The 21,375-nt window shown below is 50.6% G+C and carries 18 protein-coding genes; 7 read left to right on the top strand and 11 right to left on the bottom strand.

All coding sequences use genetic code 11. The features are described 5' to 3' along the window. Positions 1-12: 12 nt before the first annotated feature. The 5 genes from HF324_RS33705 to HF324_RS25720 form a co-directional block, all read right to left on the bottom strand. Positions 13-1,056: a hypothetical protein gene (locus tag HF324_RS33705; protein ID WP_258539196.1), complete on the bottom strand. Its 1,044-nt coding sequence runs from the start codon at positions 1,054-1,056 to the stop codon at positions 13-15. Positions 1,057-1,081: 25 nt separating this feature from the next. Then, on the bottom strand, positions 1,082-1,585 hold the full coding sequence (locus HF324_RS25735) for a c-type cytochrome (RefSeq protein ID WP_168805711.1): 504 nt from the start codon (positions 1,583-1,585) through the stop codon (positions 1,082-1,084). A gap of 130 nt (positions 1,586-1,715) precedes the next feature. Continuing rightward, positions 1,716-2,234 (bottom strand): flavodoxin domain-containing protein, encoded by a 519-nt coding sequence (locus tag HF324_RS25730; RefSeq protein ID WP_168861169.1) that lies wholly within the window; start codon positions 2,232-2,234, stop codon positions 1,716-1,718. Positions 2,235-2,525: 291 nt separating this feature from the next. Continuing rightward, on the bottom strand, positions 2,526-2,984 hold the full coding sequence (locus HF324_RS25725) for an RrF2 family transcriptional regulator (protein ID WP_168805707.1): 459 nt from the start codon (positions 2,982-2,984) through the stop codon (positions 2,526-2,528). A 46-nt stretch (positions 2,985-3,030) separates the two neighbouring features. After that, positions 3,031-3,462, bottom strand: a complete 432-nt coding sequence (locus HF324_RS25720) for a 6-pyruvoyl trahydropterin synthase family protein (protein ID WP_168861168.1) — start codon at positions 3,460-3,462, stop codon at positions 3,031-3,033. Between the two features lie 102 nt (positions 3,463-3,564). Here HF324_RS25720 and HF324_RS25715 point away from each other — a divergent pair, with 102 nt between their 5' ends. From HF324_RS25715 to HF324_RS25695, 5 genes are all read left to right on the top strand, one after another. After that, entirely contained in the window at positions 3,565-5,349 is a 1,785-nt protein-coding gene (locus HF324_RS25715) for a hypothetical protein (RefSeq protein ID WP_168805703.1), read from the top strand. A 457-nt stretch (positions 5,350-5,806) separates the two neighbouring features. Continuing rightward, positions 5,807-7,435, top strand: coding sequence for a vitamin K epoxide reductase family protein (locus HF324_RS25710; protein ID WP_168805701.1), 1,629 nt, complete (start codon positions 5,807-5,809; stop codon positions 7,433-7,435). 72 nt (positions 7,436-7,507) lie between these two features. Continuing rightward, positions 7,508-7,705 carry a hypothetical protein gene (locus HF324_RS25705; RefSeq protein ID WP_168861167.1) on the top strand — a complete coding sequence of 66 codons (198 nt, stop codon included), beginning with the start codon at positions 7,508-7,510 and terminating at the stop codon, positions 7,703-7,705. A gap of 288 nt (positions 7,706-7,993) precedes the next feature. Next, positions 7,994-9,004, top strand: a complete 1,011-nt coding sequence (locus HF324_RS25700) for a TlpA family protein disulfide reductase (RefSeq protein ID WP_168805699.1) — start codon at positions 7,994-7,996, stop codon at positions 9,002-9,004. 19 nt (positions 9,005-9,023) lie between these two features. Further along, a complete protein-coding gene (locus HF324_RS25695) occupies positions 9,024-10,352 on the top strand; it encodes a DUF6734 family protein (RefSeq protein ID WP_168861166.1) in 1,329 nt (442 codons plus the stop codon). On the opposite strand, the gene HF324_RS25690 is transcribed toward HF324_RS25695, so the two are convergent. Continuing rightward, positions 10,345-11,223 (bottom strand): DMT family transporter, encoded by an 879-nt coding sequence (locus HF324_RS25690; protein WP_168805695.1) that lies wholly within the window; start codon positions 11,221-11,223, stop codon positions 10,345-10,347. The two genes, HF324_RS25695 and HF324_RS25690, sit on opposite strands and share 8 nt — an antisense overlap. Before the next feature lie 231 nt (positions 11,224-11,454). Between HF324_RS25690 and HF324_RS25685 the strand changes: the two genes are divergently transcribed. Continuing rightward, a complete protein-coding gene (locus HF324_RS25685) occupies positions 11,455-13,395 on the top strand; it encodes a T9SS type A sorting domain-containing protein (protein WP_168861165.1) in 1,941 nt (646 codons plus the stop codon). A 113-nt stretch (positions 13,396-13,508) separates the two neighbouring features. Here the strand turns inward: HF324_RS25685 and HF324_RS25680 are convergent, their stop codons facing one another. The 5 genes from HF324_RS25680 to HF324_RS25660 all read right to left on the bottom strand — a co-directional run bounded on the left by HF324_RS25680 (position 13,509) and on the right by HF324_RS25660 (position 20,626). Further along, entirely contained in the window at positions 13,509-14,216 is a 708-nt protein-coding gene (locus HF324_RS25680; protein WP_168805691.1) for a basic secretory protein-like protein, read from the bottom strand. 1 nt (position 14,217) lies between these two features. Further along, positions 14,218-15,927, bottom strand: coding sequence for a RagB/SusD family nutrient uptake outer membrane protein (locus tag HF324_RS25675; protein WP_168861164.1), 1,710 nt, complete (start codon positions 15,925-15,927; stop codon positions 14,218-14,220). 11 nt (positions 15,928-15,938) lie between these two features. After that, the gene (locus HF324_RS25670) at positions 15,939-19,337 is read right to left on the bottom strand and encodes a SusC/RagA family TonB-linked outer membrane protein (protein ID WP_168861163.1); all 3,399 of its coding nucleotides are present in this window, start codon (positions 19,335-19,337) and stop codon (positions 15,939-15,941) included. 291 nt (positions 19,338-19,628) lie between these two features. Further along, complete coding sequence (locus HF324_RS25665) at positions 19,629-20,012, bottom strand: FecR family protein (RefSeq protein ID WP_168861162.1); 384 nt, start codon at positions 20,010-20,012, stop codon at positions 19,629-19,631. A 2-nt stretch (positions 20,013-20,014) separates the two neighbouring features. Then, positions 20,015-20,626 (bottom strand): FecR family protein, encoded by a 612-nt coding sequence (locus tag HF324_RS25660; RefSeq protein ID WP_168861161.1) that lies wholly within the window; start codon positions 20,624-20,626, stop codon positions 20,015-20,017. Between the two features lie 115 nt (positions 20,627-20,741). On the opposite strand from HF324_RS25660, the gene HF324_RS25655 reads away from it, so the two are divergent. Continuing rightward, positions 20,742-21,374 (top strand): RNA polymerase sigma-70 factor, encoded by a 633-nt coding sequence (locus HF324_RS25655; RefSeq protein ID WP_168805683.1) that lies wholly within the window; start codon positions 20,742-20,744, stop codon positions 21,372-21,374. Position 21,375 lies beyond the last annotated feature (1 nt).

The raw sequence follows: 21,375 nt of genomic DNA, 5'->3' as shown, positions 1-21,375 counted from the left end.
AGAACACCGGGATCAGGGCTGCAAGTTTACCGCTGCCGACGATGTATTCACCGGAAGGGTCGATATCGCAGCCGTGGGGGACTTAGGACAGGGGATCATGTAGATCATGTCCGGGCAGTCTTTAGGGTCCAGCAGCAGCACTTCATTTTTGATTTCTGAGGTGGCAGTCTGTTTATGTTCGTCGTAAGTGTTGTGGGCATAGGTGGCCGGTACTTTTTTGCCTTTGCCGGCTTTGGCATATTCTTCGGCTTTCTTCCAGTTCACCGCTACGATATAGTCTTTGTCTTTCTGGGAAGCGTTTACTTCGAGCAGCGTATAGGCTTGTTCGGTATTATAGCTGGAGAAGAAGAACCAGTCGTGTGACGGGCCTTTACCGGCGTGGCTCAGGTCCAGGTTCATGCCGGGCAGCACGATCTGGAAGGCGAGGTCCATTTTACCGCTGTTTTTATCTACGCTGATAAAAGAGGCAGTGCTGTGGAAGTTGTCTTTGAAAGAGCTGATAGGTACGTCTTCTGAGCCGAGGGGTACGGAGAAGCGGGTGCCGGCCACTACATATTCCGTGTTTTCGGTAATGAAGGGAGAGGAGTGGTTACCGGCGCTGTTAGGTATCTGCAGGATCTCCATGGTTTTAAAGGTGGTGAGGTCGATACGGGCTACGCGCGGTGTGTTGTTGGCATTGGCAAAAAGCCAGCGGCCGTCCTGTTCGCCGTTGGTCTGGGACAGGTCCAGGTGGTGCTGGTCGTCCCACGGAATGAGGCCGTTGGTGGTATTGAGCATGGCTTTTGTTTCTTCGCTGTAGCCGTAGCCGTTTTCCGGGTTGACGGCGAACACGGGGATGACTTTCAGCAGGCGTCCGGAGGGCAGGCCGTATACGGATACCTGTCCGTTGAAGCCGCCGGACACGAAGTTGTAAATTTCATCGTATTTGCCGGGAGCCACGTATGTTTTGGTGGCGGCGTCGCCTTGAACCGCGGTGGCGGCAGTTTTCATTTTACAGCTTTGCATGGCAGCGGTGGTGGCGACTGCCAGGCCCAGCATCAGGCTTAATCTTTTCATATGCAGATGGAGTGAGTGTCAGCAATTATTTTTTACCGTCGTTGGCCCGCATGTATTCCAGCAGGTGCCTGGCTTCATCATCGGTAAGGTGCTGGTTGGGCATACGTACCATACATTCTTCAAGCATGGCCTGTGCCGCCGGGTCTTTATCGATCATTTCGTCGGTGTTGGTGATGAAGTTCATGATCCATTCCGGTTTCCTTCTTTCAGTAACGCCTTTCCAGCCGGGGCCGACCAGCTTTTCGGCGGACAGTTTGTGACAGGCCGCGCATTTTACTTCATAGGTACTTTTACCGCTGGTGATCATAGCCTGGTCCAACGGATCGGTGAGGGTGACGCTGGTGAATTTGCCCTTGCCTTTATCGTCGCCGGCAGTAGCCGGCGCATCCGCGGCGGGAGCTGTGGTGGAGGCGGCCATGCTGTTGTCGGTGGCCGGTTTTTCCGTGTCGGCCTGCTGTGGCGCAGATCCGCAGCTATAAAGCAGCAATGCCGTTGCCGCGACTGCTGTGAGGAAGGATGCTTGTTTCATGGTATCTATTTTTGTTTAGTAAGAAGTATAAATAAGGACATTTTTATCCTTTATATAAGATGAAAAAAAACGTTCAGGAAGAATTGTCGAACATCCGGTAGAGCATTTAGTGATTTGCGGATTTTTTGATTTACGGATTTTGGTTTTGATGAAACGACTGCACATCGGCTACGAGGGGCGCAGCCAGTGTTTCATCGATCCGGTTGAAGTCCGATATGTCAAGCGGTTTGTTCATGAGCCGGGCCATCAGGCCGCCGGCGCGAACTTTCAGCTTATCGGCGAATGACAGTTCGCTGTATTGTATTTTGCCGGGGTAGAAATAACGGTGACAGTGGGAGAGTAACTGTGCCGGCATATTTTGTACAACGTAGCTGTTGAGCTTTTCCTGCTTCTCCCCTCTGGTGGCGCATACCACAAAGAGAAACAGCGGTTTGCCCCGGAGCTGCGGCGCCTGTTGCTCCAGCCAGCCGCGCAGCAGCATCTTCCCGATGTAGATGCTGGTGCCCAGGATGATAAAGTCGGCCGCCGCCAGCTGGGCGTGGGTGATTTCGCCGGCTGCTGCTGCCGGTATCTGCAGTGCCTTGCTGATCCAGGTGGCGTACTGTCTTGTAGCCCCGTATTTGGATTGAAAAATAATGATGCCGCGCATAGCAGGAATGTATTGAACATTTCACGTGATAGGCGAAAAGCGTTGTGACCCGCTGTCCGTGCTACTCTAAACAAAGGATGATCATATCCTTCTATTTAAGGACAAAAATATCTTCTTTTAATATACCGGCCAAAAAACCTGAGCTGATATAAATCAGGAAACAGCATGACAGTCGACATATAAAGTGAACAGCGGTACGCCGTGGCGTAACGTAAAAGCTTGCACGAAAGAGCGGAAGGGGGAAAATAGTACTTTCCTGATGCGGGAAGGAAAGATGGGCAGGCGGCCGCGTTAGCAGGGTTTGCGGACGCCTTTCAGGTTATCGATAAAGTAATTGCCTTTGTTGAATTCGTCCACCAGTTGCTGGATGGATGTTTTCTCAAACATCTGTTTGAGCTGTTTTTTGATGCTTTTATATTGGGTGTGCATGGGGCAGGGCCTTGTTTCGGAGCACTCTTTCAGGCCCAGTACGCATTTGGTGATCACGCTGGCTTCTTCCACCGCTTCGAGGATGGCCTTTACCGGCAGCTTCCGGGCGCGGTCGGTCAGATAAAATCCGCCATTGGGGCCGCGCACAGAACTGATCACGCGGTTGTTTTGCGTGAGCAGCTGTAGTATCTTGGCCGTAAATGATTTGGGTGAATCAATGCCCAGGGCTATTTCCTCGATTCCCAGCTTGTTCTCTTCCGACCCCTTCAGCGCAATGTAAATTGTCGCTCTCAGGGCGTATTCAGCAGTTTTCGACAGCATAATATCAATTCAGAAGGTTGCAAGATAATAAGAAATGAGATACCGGTCAACCCGCCGGTACCCACTCAGCATACGAGTCGCTGGTCTCATAGAGCCGCAGGCCGGCCAGCGCCACCTCTTCCGGCAGCGCCGCCTGCAATACCCGTTGCATATACAATATCATGTTCTCCGCGGAAGGCTCCATTTCCCATACCCACAGGTTTTCCTGGGTGCTGCAATCGGGATGGGCCTGCATATAGGCCGCCGAAAGTATCAGGCGATGATCAAAATGCTGCACGATGGTCTGCTGCACCAGTTCTTTGATTACTTTAAAATCGACCAGTATCCCCGGCGCCGGCAGATAAGCCTCGCTGTTGTCCCGGCCTTTTACCGTTACATGCAGTTTGTAGGAGTGCCCGTGGATGTTTTTGCATTTTCCATTGTAGGCATGCAAGGCATGCGCCGTTTCGAAACTGAATATTTTTGTCAGTTGTAACATATCCCGCTCTGTTGTTTTTGAAGAATTATTCAAAGGTACAATTAAAAAAAGATATTTGTGTCCTTTTTTGTTAATATTGCTGCCTGAAACAACTTCATCAACATGCACACATTCCATATACCTGTGATGGGACTGGCTTATACGATCGACAGTCCTGTTAAAGTGGCGCGGTTTGGCATTTCTTCCGTCATCTCCATTATCGAAGACCGGCTCATTGAAATGATGCGGAGCCATTATTACCCGGCCGCGGGGGAGACGTACCGGCCTATCCCGGCCACGGAACCCGACTACAGGGCCCGGCGTATTACGGACTACCTGAACCTGGTCAACCGGATCGTAAAGGAACAGGTGGAACAGCTCCGTCACAAAGCCTTTGAAGCGGGGTCTGAAATTACCCGTTACTTCGAGATGCTACCAGAGCACCATGTCCTCAAACAGATGTATCGGCAAATGACCAGCACAGCGGACAGCCGGGAAAAGGCCTCACTGGCGTCCAGTCTGCGCAGCGCTATCAGACCCGGGAGCATCGATGTCAACATCATGACCAAAACAGATAAAGATAATTACGATGACAATGGGCAGCCCATCACGGACGGCTCTGATGCAGTAGCGGCCCTGAGAGGGTATGTCAACAGCGACCTGACGGATTCTTCCATCGTTTTCTCCGCCGGTATGAATCCCCGCCTGTACAACTATCTCGAGAAATGCCCGCAGTTCAATGCTGACGCAGCGGGCAACTTCAGCAAAAAAATCATCGTCAAGGTGAGCGATTTCCGTTCCGCTCTTATCCAAGGCAAGTACCTCGCTAAAAAAGGTATCTGGGTCAGTGAATTCCGTATCGAATCGGGACTGAACTGCGGCGGCCACGCCTTCCCGTCAGACGGTACGCTGATGGGGCCTATCCTGGAAGAATTCAAAGTACGCCGGCAGGAACTGGTGGACACCTTATTTGCCCTTTACCAACCCGCGCTTCAAAACAAAGGTCTCCCTGCCTTTGCCCACCCGCCGGCATTGAAGATATCCGCACAGGGCGGTATTGGCACGGCGGCGGAAGACCAGTTGCTGCACACCTACTATGGGCTGGACAGCACCGGCTGGGGCACCCCTTTTCTGCTGGTGCCGGAAGCCACCACAGTAGACGCAGACACGAGGCAACGCCTGTGCAACGCCACCCCGGCGGACCTTACGCTCAGCTACCATTCGCCGTTGGGCGCCCGGTTCCACTACCTGAAAGGCAGCACCGCCGAAAAAGAACGGCTGGCACGCATCCAGGCCGGAAAACCCGGTAGCCCCTGCACGGAAAAACACCTGTCGTTTAATACAGAATTCACGGAGAAACCCATCTGTACCGCTTCCCGTCAATATCAACGCCTGAAGGTAGCACAACTGCAATCGCTGCAACTGCCGGAAGATGTATACCAGGAGCAGCTGGAATCGGTGCTGGACAAAGAGTGCCTGTGCGTAGGCCTCAGCAACGCGGCGGCGATCGAATACGAAAAGCCGTTTGTGAAAGGCCGTCCTACGGTCAACATATGCCCAGGCCCCGGCATCGCTTATTTTAATAAAGAAGTGTCGCTGCAAACCATGACCGATCATATTTACGGGCGGCAGGACATACTCGGAGCCACCGAACGGCCGCATATGTTCATCACGGAACTGAAACTGTATCTCAATTATCTCACGGAGCAACTGGAAAAAGCCCGACGGCAGGATACGCTGGCGCAGCAACAAAAGTATTTCCGTACGTTCTCCGAACAACTTACTAAAGGCATTGGTTACTATTGTCAGCTGGCAACAACAGGCGTGCTGCCGGAAACGCTGCTGCCGGAACTGGAACAAGCTCGTCTGCAACTGGCTCATATCATTCAGAGGTATGCGTTAGCATAGAGAATAGTTTTATAAGACGGGGTGTCTCAAATTATTTTTGAGGCGTCCCGCCTGATTTTACGTTGTAGATAATTTGGGTGAAATTTTTTTCCTTTGGAGGAAAAGTAAAGATTACTGATGAAGAATGAAAGCCAATGCGCTATTTCAGCGTCGGGCATCAAGACAGGTTTAAGGGACGGGTGATAATGCGTAATCAACTGCCTGAGAAGTTTTTTTTGGGAATTACATATATTTAATGTGGCTGCGTGTTGACAGCTGAAAAGACCTGTACCGGTCCTGTGGGTTAACCCGAAGCGAAGATGAAAAACAATTAAAATTGATATAGCACGCTTGGTTAGTTGTTTGTCAGGATGCTGTATTATTAGTCATTAACCTGTATAGTTCCCGTTACATATGCTGGTATAATCCAACATGCGGTTTTGTTGTGCCCTGTGTTTTACCTATAATCAGTTTTGTTATGCCGATGTCTATCCTCCATGCATTTTTCCATCTCTCTAAAGACAATTGTGTGCTGGCCACCCAACAGTTGTTAAGGCTGTTGAAGGTAAATGTTACCAATGAATCTCTGGAAAATGCATTAAAAGGGCATCCTGATTATCCGAGTTTACTGAGCGTTTACGAGTCGCTTACACAATGGGGCGTAAAAACAAAGGCGGTGAAAGTCAGCCAGGAAAATTTTGCATCGGTTCCCTGCCCTTTTATGGCACATGTCAGGGAGGGTACGCAGACCCGGTTCGTCACCGTAGGTGAGGTAACCGAAACGCAGGTAATATTTTATAATGACTCCAATAAGCCTGTATCTGAAAAGAGGATGCATTTTCTGGGCAGATGGACGGGGGTTATACTGTTGGCAGAAGCGGAGGACACCGCCGGCGAGGAGGATTACCGACTGAAACAGCGCAGCGCTATGGCGTCCCGGGCGGGGATCGGACTCACCTTTCTGACGCCATTGATCTTTTTTTGCCTTCAGGCATTTTTGTCGTCAGGGCAACAGAGAACTGCTGTCTGGATGATGGTGATTTATTCTATACTGAAATTGTCGGGGTTAGTGGTGGCCGGATTACTGCTTATGGGAGAGTTGGACCAGCACAATCCGTTATTGAAAAAAATATGTGGCGTGGGAAAGACGACCGGTTGCGGTGCAGTGTTGAGCGCAAAATCTTCCAAAATTTTTGCCGGTATAAGTTGGGGCGATATTGGGTTCGCTTATTTCTCAGGTGGGCTGTTATCTCTTTTTATGAGTCACTTTTCTCCCGGTGCCGTCTATGCTGCTTCACTGCTGAGCTTATTGTCCGTCGGCTTTATACCTTACTCTCTGTATCAACAGAAGTATGTCATTGGTCGTTGGTGCCTCCTTTGCCTGACTACGCTGGCTATTCTTTTCTGCGAGTTTTGCTGTGCGGTTTGGATACGTCCGTTTCCGATGGCCTTTTCGGTTAACATGTTGGAACAGACCGGATCGCTCATTGCTTTTATATGTATTCCCCTTTTTCTGCGCCAGGTTATCAAGCCGCTGCAGCTAAAAGCCAAAGAGGGCGTATTGAAAGGGCATTCGCTTAGTAAATTAATGCGCAATCAACAGGTTTTCCAGTCGACATTGACGAATCAGAAAGCCGTGAGCAGCCATGAAGGCTTAGGCATACTGATTGGAAATCCTGATGCCGTCAACAAAGTTATTAAAGTCTGTAATCCGTATTGTCCTCCCTGTATTCAATCGCACGGCGCTATAGGAGCCATTGCCAGATCCGGTCATGATGTTTCGGTACAGATCATTTTTACCGCTACGGCAGAAGAATCTGATGTTCGGAGTTTCCCGGCAAAACACTTGCTGGCATTGTATGACAGAAACGACCCTGCGCTGATGCTGCAGGCGTTGGATGACTGGTATCATCACCCGAACTATGCCGACTTCGCCTTGAAGTACCCTTTGCCGGAAGGCATCCACCAGCATGGCCCCAGGTTGACAGCCATGCGCAGATGGTGTGATACGGCAGGTGTTACCGCTACTCCAACGTTCTTCATCAACGGACATGAATTGCCGGACATATATACCATCAACGATGTCAGGTATTTTCTGTCTACATAAAGTTGCCAGCCGTTACTGCGTCATAGGCTTTAAATAAGAGCATTTTAATTTTCCCGAGAAAAAAGTTACATTATGAGTTCAAAAAACATCAAACGGTTCAGTATCGAAGAAGAACTGAGTAAAGTTCAGATGCGAGGTATTTTGGGGGCTACGATAGTGGGGGAGGCGATGATGGAACAAAAAAGTGTCAGGACAGTGCCTGCAGCTACACCGCACAATTCCCGGATGGGCATTATGAAACAGCATACGGTTATTGTAAAGTGGAAGTAACAGATCACGGACCCTACGGATATAGCACCTTTAAATGCTATTGTAGTACCACATTATCCGGACCCAATACACCGGTGGGTTCGAACGGAGGCGAAACCAGATGCCTCGCATAGGCAACATGTTCAGGGGCTGAGCATTACATTTGCGCCGGCCCCACTATAAAACCTATTTATGATGACACGACAGATCATTTTTTTTCTACTCATTTTGGGAATTGGCTGTAGGACGTCCGCTACAGATAAGGAGATAGAAATCAGAGGCCATGTTAAAAATGTTCCACACGGTAAGGTGTATCTGGCAAATGCTTTTCATTGGGACACTTTTCTTGATTCCGCGATTGTTAAAAATGATTCCTTTTACTTCAGGCTAAAAGTCCCCTCCTCTTTTGAACCTTATTATGCCAGCATCAGCTATATTGACAAGGATGGCCGGATCAGGAGCTTCAGATATACCAACCGGGCCCTTACCACCGAAAAACAGGCATACCTGCACAGTGCTTTTGTGCTGGAACCAGGCATTACAAATGTTACCGGAGAGTTGACTTGTTTCGGGGAGGGCGACGGCTACTATTGTAAAGGCCTGGAAATAAAAGCAGGTAAGGAAACGGAGGTAATGTACAAACACCAGATGAGTGGTTTCGGACGGCTTGGTACTTCCGATACTACCCAACGGGCGGCGATCATTAAAAGATACCAACAGGAAATCACTGAGTATCCTATGGCCTACACACTGTTGCAGGATATATACGGATCAAAGGAAGAATATACTGACAAGGAGCTCGAAAGCCTCCTGTCGCTTTTTAATACGGATGTACAGCACTCCGGAACAGCCGGCAAACTGAAAAGTTTTATTGGGACCAGAACTCAATTCCGGAAGGAGAAAGCAGCATTGGCTGCGACCGACACCTCCGGCAACAAAAAAAACTGGATCGTCCCTTCTTCCAAGCTTAATCTACTCGTCTTTTGGGCCAGTTGGTGTGGCCCTTGCAGGGAGGAAATTCCTGAGCTGAAAAAAATCCACGCCCGATTTAGTGGTAAAGGTATTCATATGATCAGCATATCCATAGATAAAAACCAGGCAGACTGGATGAAGGCTGTCAGACAGGAGGCGATGCCATGGGAGCAGGTGAAGGTGGACAGTACAGAGATCAATCGCGTGAAGGCAGGCTTTAATTTTTCTGCTATCCCGTTGACGGTCGTTACTGACCATACCGGGAAGGAAATCAGGCGATACTCCGGGTTTAGTGGAAATACCGAAAAAGAACTGCTATCACTGTTTGATGCGTTATTAAAAAAATAACAACTTATCACAATTGTGTATGTTAACATCACCCGCCGTCATTCAGACCCTCTGCCTCCGCAACAATGGTAACGATCCCTTATCGAACTCACTGGGATTTCCATCCCCGGAATTTAACTGGATGAGCTGGGCCCTAAGCGCAGCGCAGCTGCATAAGCTATATGGGGAAGTCCATTTGTATACAAACGATGCCGGAAAGGAAGTGCTGATAGACCGGCTGCAACTACCCTATACGCATGTACACACTGTTTTCAGTGATGAAGACGTCCCTGCGGCGTTGTGGGCAGTGCCCAAGGTGCGCACCTATAGCCTCCAAAAAGCGCCTTTTGTTCATTTTGATGGTGATACCTTTCTCTGGGAACGAATAGATAAAGAGATAATGAATGCTGAACTCATCACCCAAAATCAGGAACATACACCCGCATTCTACCGTCCTATCCTGCAGGACCTGCTTAAGCAGGGAGCGTGGCTGCCCGACTATCTGGCTGAGGCTGTTGGAGCAGGGGCGCCTATTGTATCCTATAATGCAGGCGTAATGGGAGGGAAAAATATTGATTTCTTCCAAAGGTATACCAATGAGGCTTTTAGGATGATACAGAAAAACCGGGACAAGGCCGCGGTGTTAGCGCATCCCGAGTTTAATATGATTTATGAGCAGGTAATATTCGGTGCGCTGGCAGCCAGGGAAAATATCCCGGTGAAGTGTTATTTCCCGGAACCCGTCACAGATATGGTGTACAGGGGAATTACAAACTTTAATGAAGTTCCTTCCAGAAAGAGATTTATTCATATGCTTGGCAGCTTTAAAAGTCACCTGGAGACCTGTTTAATGCTTGCCAAGAGATTAAGAAAGGATTTTCCGGAATACTATTACCGTATCATATCGGAGTGTAAAAAATCAAACATTACGATGCAGCTGCGCTGCTACCAGGAGGAAGAGACTGCCCGGCGGGGCTCAAAACAGGACTGGCATGCTGTTTATGAGCATGAACGGATGCAGTTTGAAAAGTTTGACCTTACCTTTGGTGATGAGGAACGATTGTCCCGGGCCCGGTTTCAGACTAATAAGCTGTTAAGAAGAAAAATGCACAAGTCAGGCGGAGAAGAGAAGCTGTTATGCCGTATACCCTCCGGCTATGTGAAAATGTTCAGAAGGGTAGCATGTGACGAGATGGATACACTGTTGTTATCACATCTGGGAAGGCCTCGCCGTCTGGATGCTATCATGGATTATCTCAGGCAATTTTTTGATGAAGCAGAAATAGAAAAAAGTCCCGCCTCCTATCGGGAGCTGGTCTTACTGCATCTCAAGCGGGGATGTGGCAATCAATTATTCTCTATCAGCTGACCCGCCGTTTCTGCCGCACGGAAATCACCGTCTGCAAAATCACAGAAATACCGACCAGCGCCAATCCTACATAAAACGCACCGTTTACCTGTTTCCCTTCTCCAAAAAACAAAAAGGCGATGGTAATGGCATAAATGGGTTCCAGGTTAAAACTCAGGTTGACCGTAAAAGCCGGGACTTTCTTCAACGTCTCTGCAAACATGATGTATAACCCCACCGTACAGATCAGGGATAACAGCAACAGGTATACGATATCTTCCCCGACCGGGAGAATATTTTTTACCGGGAAGAAATAAAGGTACACCGGCAATAAAATACCCCAGCCGACAGTGCCGCCCATCATCTGGTAATAGTTGATCAGCTTACTGTCGTACCGTTTCACCAACCGTTCGTTGTAGATGGTGTACAGTGCCGCGAAAGCGGATGATATGGTACCCAGCGCGATGCCCAGCTGATAAGATACGTCGAAGTGAAAAATGAGGCTGATACCCAACAGGGTAAACAGGCTTAACACCAGCTCTGTGACGGCGAACTTCTTTTTGTTGATGAGCGGCGCAAATATCGCGGTAAAAAAGCTGGTCAGGCAATAGCAAACAGCGCCGATGGAAATGTTACCGTATTTAATGCTGCCGTAAAAGAAAATCCAGTGAATGGTGATCAGCAGCCCGATCTTCGCGATGTCGAATTTCTCCCGCCGGGGAATGGCAGTGCTAACTTTGAATATTTTCACAATAAAAAACAACCAGACGAAAGAGAAAAATATCCTGTACCAGACCAGCAGCCCTTCATTAAGAGAGATCAGTTTTCCGAATATACCGGTGAAGGCTGCGATGATCACCGACAGGTGTAAGATGAGATATGTTTTTTTCATATGGCATTACAATATAACAAAAACAACATTCATTATTTTGTCAATTGTTGTTTGGACCAGCCACCTGGCAGCTTCATCATCAGGATAAGACAGGTGCTTTGGAAACCCGGATAAAAATGGTAAATTCAGATTGCCTGCAACGGTCGATCTCGTCATGCAGGAAAGCATTGCTGCAGATGGAAAACTGGTGTGGCCTGTAATTTTAGCGCAGAATAACCAAAATCTGAATATATGAACCCTCATTTATTAACCGGCTTCCTTCTCAGGAAGATGCCACTGCTGGTGCTGTTTGTGTTCCTGATGAACACGTGTTCCTACGCACAAAAAGCATATGTCAGTAGCCAGAACTTTCAAATTTATGGACTATGCGTGGGTTGCGCTGTTCAAAATCCGCAAAATGTTGTCGGACCTGATGAAAGTAATTATGCTTCCCTGCAAATTCCACTGGGACTTATGGGAAGAATAGAACAAACACTGATTTTTCCAGCCGTAAAAAAATATACGAAAGTTGTTATTGGCATAGGCACAAATCAGTCAGGTTTATCTGCACAGTTACTGGCAGGAGTTTCCGTGGAAACTTTTAACGGCAACACCTCCAATAACGACTACAGGATCGTGGACAGTGAATTACTCAACATCGGTATATCAGGTTCCGGATCAGGCAGAGGCACTATAGAGTTTGCTACCACCCAACCGTATGACCGGATCAGAATAAGCCTCAATGCCGGCCTCTTAAACCTCAATGGAGGGCTTAATGTTTATTATGCCTATCAGTTGGATAACAGAATTTATGCAAACAGAGAAACACATAAAGTTCCCAAACCATGCACCTATTGCGATGTTCAAAACCCACAGAATGCAGTTGGCCCCAATGAAAATGATTTCTCGACGTTGAACGTATCTGCTAGCCAAGCCCTTTATTTTCCTGCCGCGAGAACTTTTACCAAACTGGTGATAGGGGTTGGCAGCGATACTAAGCCTATTGAACAAATAAGACGGGAGAGAGCATTGATTAGCACAATAAACATAGATGAGAATAATAATCCGGAAGTAGTTGTCGGATTAAAGCCAGATCCTCAGGATCCCTACCGGGGAACAATAGAATTCATGACCTCACAGCTTTATCATGGTGTTTCGTTTACACTGATTAACTATGCAAACTACACGGCGGATTTAAAAATCTATTACGCTTACCAGGATGAGCTTATGCTGAATGCCTGTAAGAGTGTTCTATTTGACCCATTTTATTATTTTCCCTTTAATGGAAATACCTACAGTACAACCCCCGGATTTTATTTGAATGCGTCTACGCTGTTTCCCGAATACAAAAATGATATAGGGTGCGACCGAGGTCTCACTTCAACAACCGCAGCCTGTACGCTTGAAAGTCCCGATATCTCACCATCGCTTTATACCGGAGACATTACCATTGCGTTCTGGGCTGATATAAGGGAGGGTGATCCACCTGTTCCTGATCCGGATAATCCCGGGGAATATCTTCCTCCTGCAAGGCCACAACCTTTTCTTACGCTGGAAGCTTTTGGTCAAAAGTTCCATATGACGCCTGAGCACCTCGAGGTTGGTGAAGAATTTGACGGCGGACAAATTGAGCAAAGGCCCGGTTATGCCCATTATGTATTGGTATTAAAGGCGGATGGACCGGCAACTGATAATGCCTGCATTTATATTAACGGAAAACCAGGCCAGGGAGATGAAAACTGTACCTCATGGACACAGGAGGGACGAAGTAACCACAAAAAGATCAAAATTGCCCTCGACCGGGCAGATATCGACGAACTGGTGATATATAACAGAGCGCTGAGTGACGGGGAAATACGCCTGCTGGCACATGCTTATCCTGTATCTCCAAACTCAGCGGCCAGCGCCCGGACAGCCGTATCAAACAAAATGAAAACGGTTGCTGCAAAGGAAAATAAAAAGCTGACGATATCCCCTAACCCAACAACGGGACAGATTACTTTACATGGAAACCTTCCCCTGCAAGATGCGGAGATCATTGTAAGAAGTACTGTTGGCGCGGAAGTTTATCGTTCCAAAGTAAGATCCACTGTGATTGATTTGCCACCGACGTTACCAGGAGGAATGTACGTACTTACCCTGCAAACGAAAGATAAAAGATTATTTACCCGCAAGATTGTCTTAACAAGATAAAGATTTTCATACAGACAAAAACGAAAAAGCCGCCTCAAAAAAGAGGCGGCTTTTCATTTGTAAAACGTGCATCATAACATTCCGATGAATCGGGATGACATTTTTCCAGGTATTTATAAAGCTGGCCGGCTGGCGTAGTCCTGCCACAGGTCATCCAGGGATTTACCTGTCTGGCTTTGCCAGATGCCGGGTGAATATGTTTTACGGCGCATGTGATCGTCGAGTATTTTGACGAGCTTGTCGCTGAAATTTTTTTCGAGCCATACCAGGAAACGGGCGGTGATACGATAGCTGTTGTCGTACCGCTGTGACGGGTTGAACGCCGTCAGCGACCAGCCGGCGCCGTCGTTATCCACACCATAACGGTAACGCACATAGTCGGCGATGCCTTCAGTGAGCCAGCCGGGGCCGGCGCCTCCCGGGTATGACTGTACGACGTGCATCACTTCATGTGTCACCACGTCGATGTCGCCGGGATGCTGCCGGAACCATTCGGGATTATATACCACCCGTCCGCCGCTGGTGGCGGCCACGCCGGTATAGGAAGGATCGATCACAAAAGTGACCTTCTTCAGCGTGTTGGGATTGTAGGCATTGGCCAGCACCGGGTATACGGTAAAGAAGGTATTGATCATTCTTTCTTTTAGCTGCAGGTCGAAAGTGGGCGATTGGTTGATGAACACCAGCGTATAGTCTCCGCGGGTAATGGAATCGGTGGTGACGGCCGGCATAACGGCCGCCGGTGCAGCCGTGCTGCTGTCGTGGGCACAAGCATGGACGAACAGGCCGGTGCAGAGTATGATTAATCGGATCGTTTTCATATTACCAGCCCTCGTTTTGTTTTAACTGTGTATTCCGTAAGGTTTCGTCGGTAGTGATGGGGATCACGTACATAGCGTTGCGCCACAGGCGGTCTTCCACTTTGAACTTTTCATAGCGGTAGCCGTCCGGCGCGGCGGCATCGGCGATGGGCCGCATACCCCAGATCGTTTTTTCTGTGTTCTCTGCGATCTTCCAGCGCCGTACATCCCAGAAGCGGTGGTTCTCGAAGCTGAGCTCAATTCTTCTTTCGTTGCGGATGCGTTTGCGCATCTCGGCCTGGTTCAGGCCTGCAGGCAGTGGCGGCTGGCCGGCGCGGGCACGGATCAGGTTGATGTATTTGGCGATATCGGCATTGCCGGGATCATATTCGTTGAGCGCTTCCGCGTAGCTGAGGTAGAACTCTGCCAGGCGGAAGAGGATGCCGTGTACATCGCGGCCGGGGCCCTGGTTGATGGTGATGCTTTCATTGGCCAGTTTACGGCAGCTGTAGCCGGTGCGGGTATGGTCTGTCTGCGTGCTTTGTTCGTCCTTCCCTCTTTCAAAGGTCTCTATTTTCCGTCCTTTCCAGGGCGCGCCGTTGTAGCTGATATCGGTGTAAAAGCGGGCGTCGCGGCCGGTATAAGGTTTGGCCGGATCATAGCCGGAAGCAGGATCGGTAATAGGCAGGCCGTTGGCCATTTCATAATCGTCTACCAGGTTTTGGGTGGGCGAGCATCCGGACCAGCCGTTGCTGCCATAGGGAAAGAGGTAGCGGTCATAATCCTGGTTCGCTTCTTTCATCCTTACCCAGATCACTTCGGGACTCAGCAGGGTGTTGCTGGTGAACATGGTCAGCCTGTCTGCCAGTGTGCTTTCCAGCCTGTAGGCGGCGCCTCCCTGTGCTGCGGTCAGGTCTATCACCGCTTTGGCGGCTGCCGCTGCCTTACGCCATTTCTCCGGGTCGGAAGCGGTGTTGTTGGAGCTGATATCGGCGAGGAAGCCGTTCTTGCCGGCGATGGCCCAGAGCGGGCTGGCGCTGTAGAGCAGCATACGGGCCTTGAGGGCAAGGCAGGCGCCTTTGGTAACGCGGCCCAGTTGCGTGGAGGGGTAATTTAGCGGCAGCCGTTTGATCGCTTCGTCGCAGTCGGCCAATATCTGGCTGATGCAGGCGTCATACGGGCTACGGGACTGATTGAGGGCTGCATTGTCGTTCTGGTCAATGGTTTTGGTGACGATGATCACACCGCCGAACTGGCGTACCAGTTCCGCGAGGTAATAGGCGCGGAGGAAATACACTTCCCCGATACGGTTGTTCAGCGCGCCGGGATTGTTGGCGTCATCCGGGGTTTTGTATTTGGCCACGCCTTCCAGGATAGCATTGGCCTGCCGGATGGCAACATAGTTATCCCGCCAGGTATTACCGATAGGGTTGTTGTTGCCGGACCAGGAGCCGTTGTTAAAGCTCATGGAGGCCATCCAGTTGGAGGCGTCTTTGGCTTCGTCGGTACCGGACGACATGGAATAGCCGCCCAGGTAGGTATAGGCGCCACGCAGCCTGGAGTAGAGGTTGTTGACCACCTGGTCTGTCATAGCGAAATTGGTGAAGATGTCCTGGTCCTGTTGCTGGGTGGTAGCGGCCCTGTCGAGATAACCTTTTTTACAGGCGCTGAAGGTGAGCGTTGCCAGTACACAGAAGAGGATGAGTTTTTTATAGAGAGGTGAATATTGCATAACGATCATTTTTAAAATCTAACATCAATACCGAAATTCCAGATGCGCTGAATGGGATACATGGCGCCGTTGCCGTCACCGATTTCAGGGTCTACCTGGTAGTCTTTCAGTTTGTCCCAGGTAAAGAGGTTCATACCGTTGGCGTATAAACGAACATAGGAGAGGCCTACCGGCTTTACCCAGTTTTTGGGGAGCTGGTAGCCTATTTCCGCGTTTTTGAGGCGCACATAGCTGGCGTCTTTTACCCAGAAGGAAGAGCCGCGGTGGTTGTTGCCGTTGGTGTTGCTGTGCAGGCGCGGATAGGTAGCCGTGGCGGCGGTTTCCGGTGTCCAGCGGCCGAGGTGGAAAGGTTTTACCTTACCACCCTGGAAGAACTCATACACCGCTTCATTGTTGAGCATCACATCGGTATGGGCGGCACCCTGGAAAAGCAGGGATACATCGAAGCCTTTGTAGGCGACGCCCAGTGTGGCGCCAAACATGAGCTCCGGCGTACGGGCGTAACCGATAGCCGTTTCGTCAAAATTGGACTGGATGAAATCATATTCCTTGCCGGTGAGTTTTTTATATTTCATATCGCCGGGACCGTAGGCGGAGAAATTCTGGAACGGGCTGTTGTCTACATCGGCCTGGTCTTTAAAGAAACCTTCGGAAATGAGGCCGAATTTGGTGCCGATAGGGTGACCGGTGCGTTTCATCCAGGGATAGGCCTGTGCCACTTCATCCTGGTACACGATGTTGTTGCGGGCGAAGGTGACGTTGGGTTTGATGAAATAATGCACTTTGCCGATGGTGTTTTCATGGCTGAGTTCCAGTTCCAGTCCTTTGTTGTCCACAATGCCGATGTTCTGTGCTTTGATGTCCTGACCGAATACATCGGAGAGGGTGTTGCGGCGGATGAGGATCTTGCTTCTGCGTTGCGTGAAGAGATCGAGGGAGATGCCGAGCAGGTTTTTCCAGAAGCGCGCTTCGATGGCCACGTTAGCCTGGCGGCCCCTTTCCCAGGTAACGCCGGGATTGCCGATGGCGCCTTGTTTCCAGCCGTTGGCCTGGCTGGCGTTGGTGCCAAAATAATAAGGATCGCCGCCTCCCCAGGAAGTAAACCAGAGGAACCGGTCGCTGCCTGCCTGGTCGTTGCCCACTTCTCCGTAGGAGCCGCGTATTTTCAGGAAGCTGATAGCTGCGATATTGTCTTTGATAAAACTTTCTTCAGACAGTACCCATCCTGCGGAGATGGAGGGGAAGAAACCGTAGCGGCTCTCTTTCGGGAAGTTTTCGGAGCCCTGATAGGAGGCGCTGAATTCCAGCAGGTATTTTTGCATGTAGTTGTAGGTGCCCCGGAAGAGCAGTGACTGGTAGGCTTTGGGAATGGAGGACCCGCTTTCGTTGAGGCGGCGGTTCCACAGCACCATGGCGGTGGCTTCATGCCGGCCGAACTGGCGGTTCCAGTTGGCGGTGGCTTCCAGGTAGGTGCTGCGGTTGGCGCCGCCGCCGCTGAAAGACCCGTTCGGGTCTATCCTGGTATCCTGGCCCGACTGTTTGTAGCTGGTGATGTTGCCCTGTGCATCGTACAACGGCTCAAATACCGCGTAGTTGCGGGTATAGGAGGCAGAGGGGGAGTTGGTGTTGTCATAGGAGAAAGACACTTTGGCCGTAAGGTTTTTGGTGATGACGTCCAGTTTGCGGGTGAGGGCGAAGGTACCTTGCACGGTGTTGTTGTACCAGCGGCGGTATCCTTTCTGCGACAGTTCCCCGAGAATGTTGGACTGAAAGGTGCCGTTGCCCCACAGGGACCCGTCGGGGTTCACGATAGGGTAGATGGGCGCCATGCGGTTGGCCAGGTTCATGATGGTGCTGGCAGAGTTGTTGCCGTCGCGGCGGTCGGTCATGATACCGGCGATGTCTACGCGGGCGGTGAGGTCCGGGGTGATGTCCACGTCCACGTTGGCGCGCAGGTTGTATCGTTTCATGTTGTTGTTGCCGGTGTAGCCGTCCCTGTTTTCGGCGGTATGGGCGTAGAGGCCGTCCTGTACGTTGTAGCCGGCGGAAATGAAGTAACGTGCGATGTTGTTGCCGCCGCTCACATTGAGGTTGCCCTGGGCCACGGTCGATGGCTTCATGATGAACTTATAGTAGTCGGTATTGGGCAGTTTACCGCTTTTGTAACCGTCCAGCTGCGCCTGTGTGAAAGCCGGCTGGGCGCCGTCGTTTTTCAGGGCTTCGTTGAGCAGGGAGGCATAGTCGTAGGAGCCGAGGTATTCCGGCAGGCGGGTGGCTTCGGTCACGCCGGCGGAGGCGCGGAAGCTGACGGAGGGCGGGCCGGCCTTGCCTCTTTTGGTGGTGATGAGGATGGCCCCGTTGGCGCCGCGCATCCCCAGTACGGCGGTGGCGGCGGCATCTTTCAGGATGGTGAGTGTTTCGATATCGTTAGGGTCCACATAATCCATGGGCCTTTCGATACCGTCTACCATGATGATGGGGGAGGCGCCGTTGAGCGTGCCTACGCCGCGGATGTACAGGTTGCTGGCATCCACGCCGGGTTCGCCGCTGCGCTGGGTGGTGATCAGGCCTGGCAGGCGTCCTGCCAGTGCGTTGGTAAGGTTGGACACCGGGCTTTGCACCAGTTCTTTGGTGCTGATGGAGGCGATGGCGCCGGTAACGGTCGCTTTTTTCTGTTGGCCGTAAGCGACTACCACCACGTCTTTCAGACCGAGGCTGGAGGGTGTCATGGTCACGTCTGTCTGGTTGGAAGCGGATACTTCCACTTCCCTGGTTTCATAGCCGATGAAAGAGAATACCAGTGTTTTCATGCTGGCGGGCACCTGTATGCTGTAGGTGCCGTCGCTTTGTGTCTGGGTGCCTCTGCTGGTACCTTTTACCTGTACAGATACGCCCGGCAGCACCACGTTGGTTTTGTTTTCCACCACAGAGCCGATAATAGTGCGCATGGCGCCGTTGCTGGTCTGGGGGGCCGGACGTACCGTGGTATCTGCGGTGTGGTTGTTTGGTTCCGACGGGCGAAAGATGATGATGATGTTATCTGACTGGCGGAAGTTCAGATAGGTGTTGGCCAGCAGCAGTTCAAGCGTTGTTTTCACGCTGCGGGTGGCTTTAGGCAGACTGACATTGCCGTAGAGGTTTACCTGTTCCGGCGGGTAGGCGAGGCGGAAGCCTGACAGGCTTTCCACTTTGCTGAGGGCGCTTTTGAGCGTTTCATTTTTCAGCGTCAGGGTAATCTGTTTGGTGGCGATGTCTTGTGCTCTGCCGGGAGAGGCCGACAATACAGATGACAGTAACAGGATGCTGAGCAGGGCCAGGGTGATGGTCTTTGCCATGTGCCGGCCGTGGCGGAACATACAGGGCAATAGCGTGGCTGTCAGCTGTGTGGACACAGCTAAGAACTTGTGCATAACGGGCATTCATTTAAAATTGTTAGGAAATAGGCGGCCGTTGACCGCATGCGGATGCGGCTCCGGCTTTCAGCTTTTCAGGCTGATAAAATGTTTTACTTCAGAATGTGTTGTTTGATAATGATCATTGTGGTTTCATGCGATGTAGATTTTAGTGATGCATAGAATGAGTAACGGCCCGCTGGTGGCTGGATTTGATGCTAAATTGATTTAGCAAACAGGACGTACTTTGTCCATTTAACTTTTTACAGTTATCAATTTTGGTTTTGAATGATGTGTTTTATCGTCGTCTTAGCAGCCTTTGCCTTTTATGAGCACGTCGTGGCCGTTTTCTATTTTATACGTGGCATTTCTGACACCGCAGATCACATCGAGGACTTCTTCGAGTGATTCAGTACCTGCGAAGGATACGCGGACAGGACATTGTTTTAAAGCGTCATCACTGAATTGTATGTTCACTTCATAACGTTTGCTGAGTGTGTTGGCAATGGTTTCGAAGGTTGCGTTTTCGAAAACCATCTCGTTGGTGGTCCAGCTGGCACGGGCCGCCGCATTCACCGCTTCGTGCCGCGCGGCGGCATTCCTGGTATTATAAACGATCTGTTGATCGGGTGTTAATACGGCCAGCACCTTGGAGCCGTCTTCCACTTTTACTTTTCCTCGTGTAACCGACACCGTTATCTCTGCCTGCCCGGGTAAGCGCTGATGTTAAACGCGGTGCCCAGTACAGTAGTTTTCAGTTGACCGGTATTGATCACAAACGGCTTCGCGCTGTCGGACCGGATATCGAAATAGGCTTCGCCCAGCAGCGTCACTTCGCGGGAAGGACCGTTGAACTGCTCCGGCACCACCAGGCGGCTGCCGCGGTGCAGCACTACGGTACTGCCGTCGGGCAGTGTCAGATAGCGGTCAAAATCTGTCTGACTGCCGGCGTACTGCCGTACCGTAGCATCGGGAGACGGGTTGTTGTACCGGTACCACCAGTAACCTGCACCGGCCAGTATAAGGAGGCCGGTCCAGACGGCGGCATAACGCAGCAGTTTTTTCCAGGCGCCCTGTTTCACTACCGTCAGCGGCGCTGCTGCAGGAGCGGCAACCAACCGCGACCGTAACGCCAGCAGCTGCTGCTGTGTAAGTTGCCGCGCTGCCTCGCTTTGCGGATCTATCACTTCATCAGGCAGGTCCTGCCCGAGAGCGGCATACCAGCCTTCCAGCGTGTTGAGCTCTTCTTCAGTACAGGCACCCTGACTATATTTCTGTAACAGTACATACAAATTTTGTTCATCCATAGCGGTAATGATGCGACTGGCTATATTTAATAACACCAATTTAATCTCTTGCCGTTATCCCGTTCAGAAATTTTTTTTCAGGATAAGCAGGAAGATAGTAAGGGGTAAAATACAAGTGAATATTATTAGATTTGGTAAAAATCGTATAGCCATCGAACTACACGCGGAAAATACCGATACAGCCCTGCTCAGGTCCTGGCAAAACGGCGATGAAAAAGCCTTTGACCAGCTATATGCCCGTCATTATATCAGGCTGGTGAACCTGGCCTATAAAAAGACGGGGCATATGGAAGCGTCGCAGGAACTGGTACAGGACGTGTTCCTGTCGCTCTACCGCCAACAGTCACGGTTACCCGAAAACACCGTCCTGGAAAACTACCTTTTTATCGCCACCCGTAACCGTATCTATAATCATCACCGGCAACAGCTGCTGCAACTGAAGAAGGAAGCCCTGCTGCGCGAAAACTACCTGCCTTCTTCCGGTACCGGGCCCGACAGGCTGGAACTGAAAGAGCTGGAGACAAGGCTGCGCCGTAAAATACAGCAGCTGCCGGACCAGTGCCGCGCCGTTTTCCTCCTCAGCCGTGAAGAACAGCTGTCCAACAAGGAAGTGGCGGAACGGCTGCATATTTCTGTCAATACGGTGGAACAGCACATGCGCAAGGCGCTCCGCATCCTGCGGGCGTCTATCAATGACGAGCTGATTATGATGCTGGTAACAACGGTGGCGCTGACTTATATGATGTAAT

The organism is Chitinophaga oryzae, from assembly GCF_012516375.2.
Classification (GTDB): domain Bacteria; phylum Bacteroidota; class Bacteroidia; order Chitinophagales; family Chitinophagaceae; genus Chitinophaga; species Chitinophaga oryzae.
The sequence above is the reverse complement of the archived record's forward strand: the minus strand, read 5'-3'. Positions and strand labels throughout refer to the sequence as shown.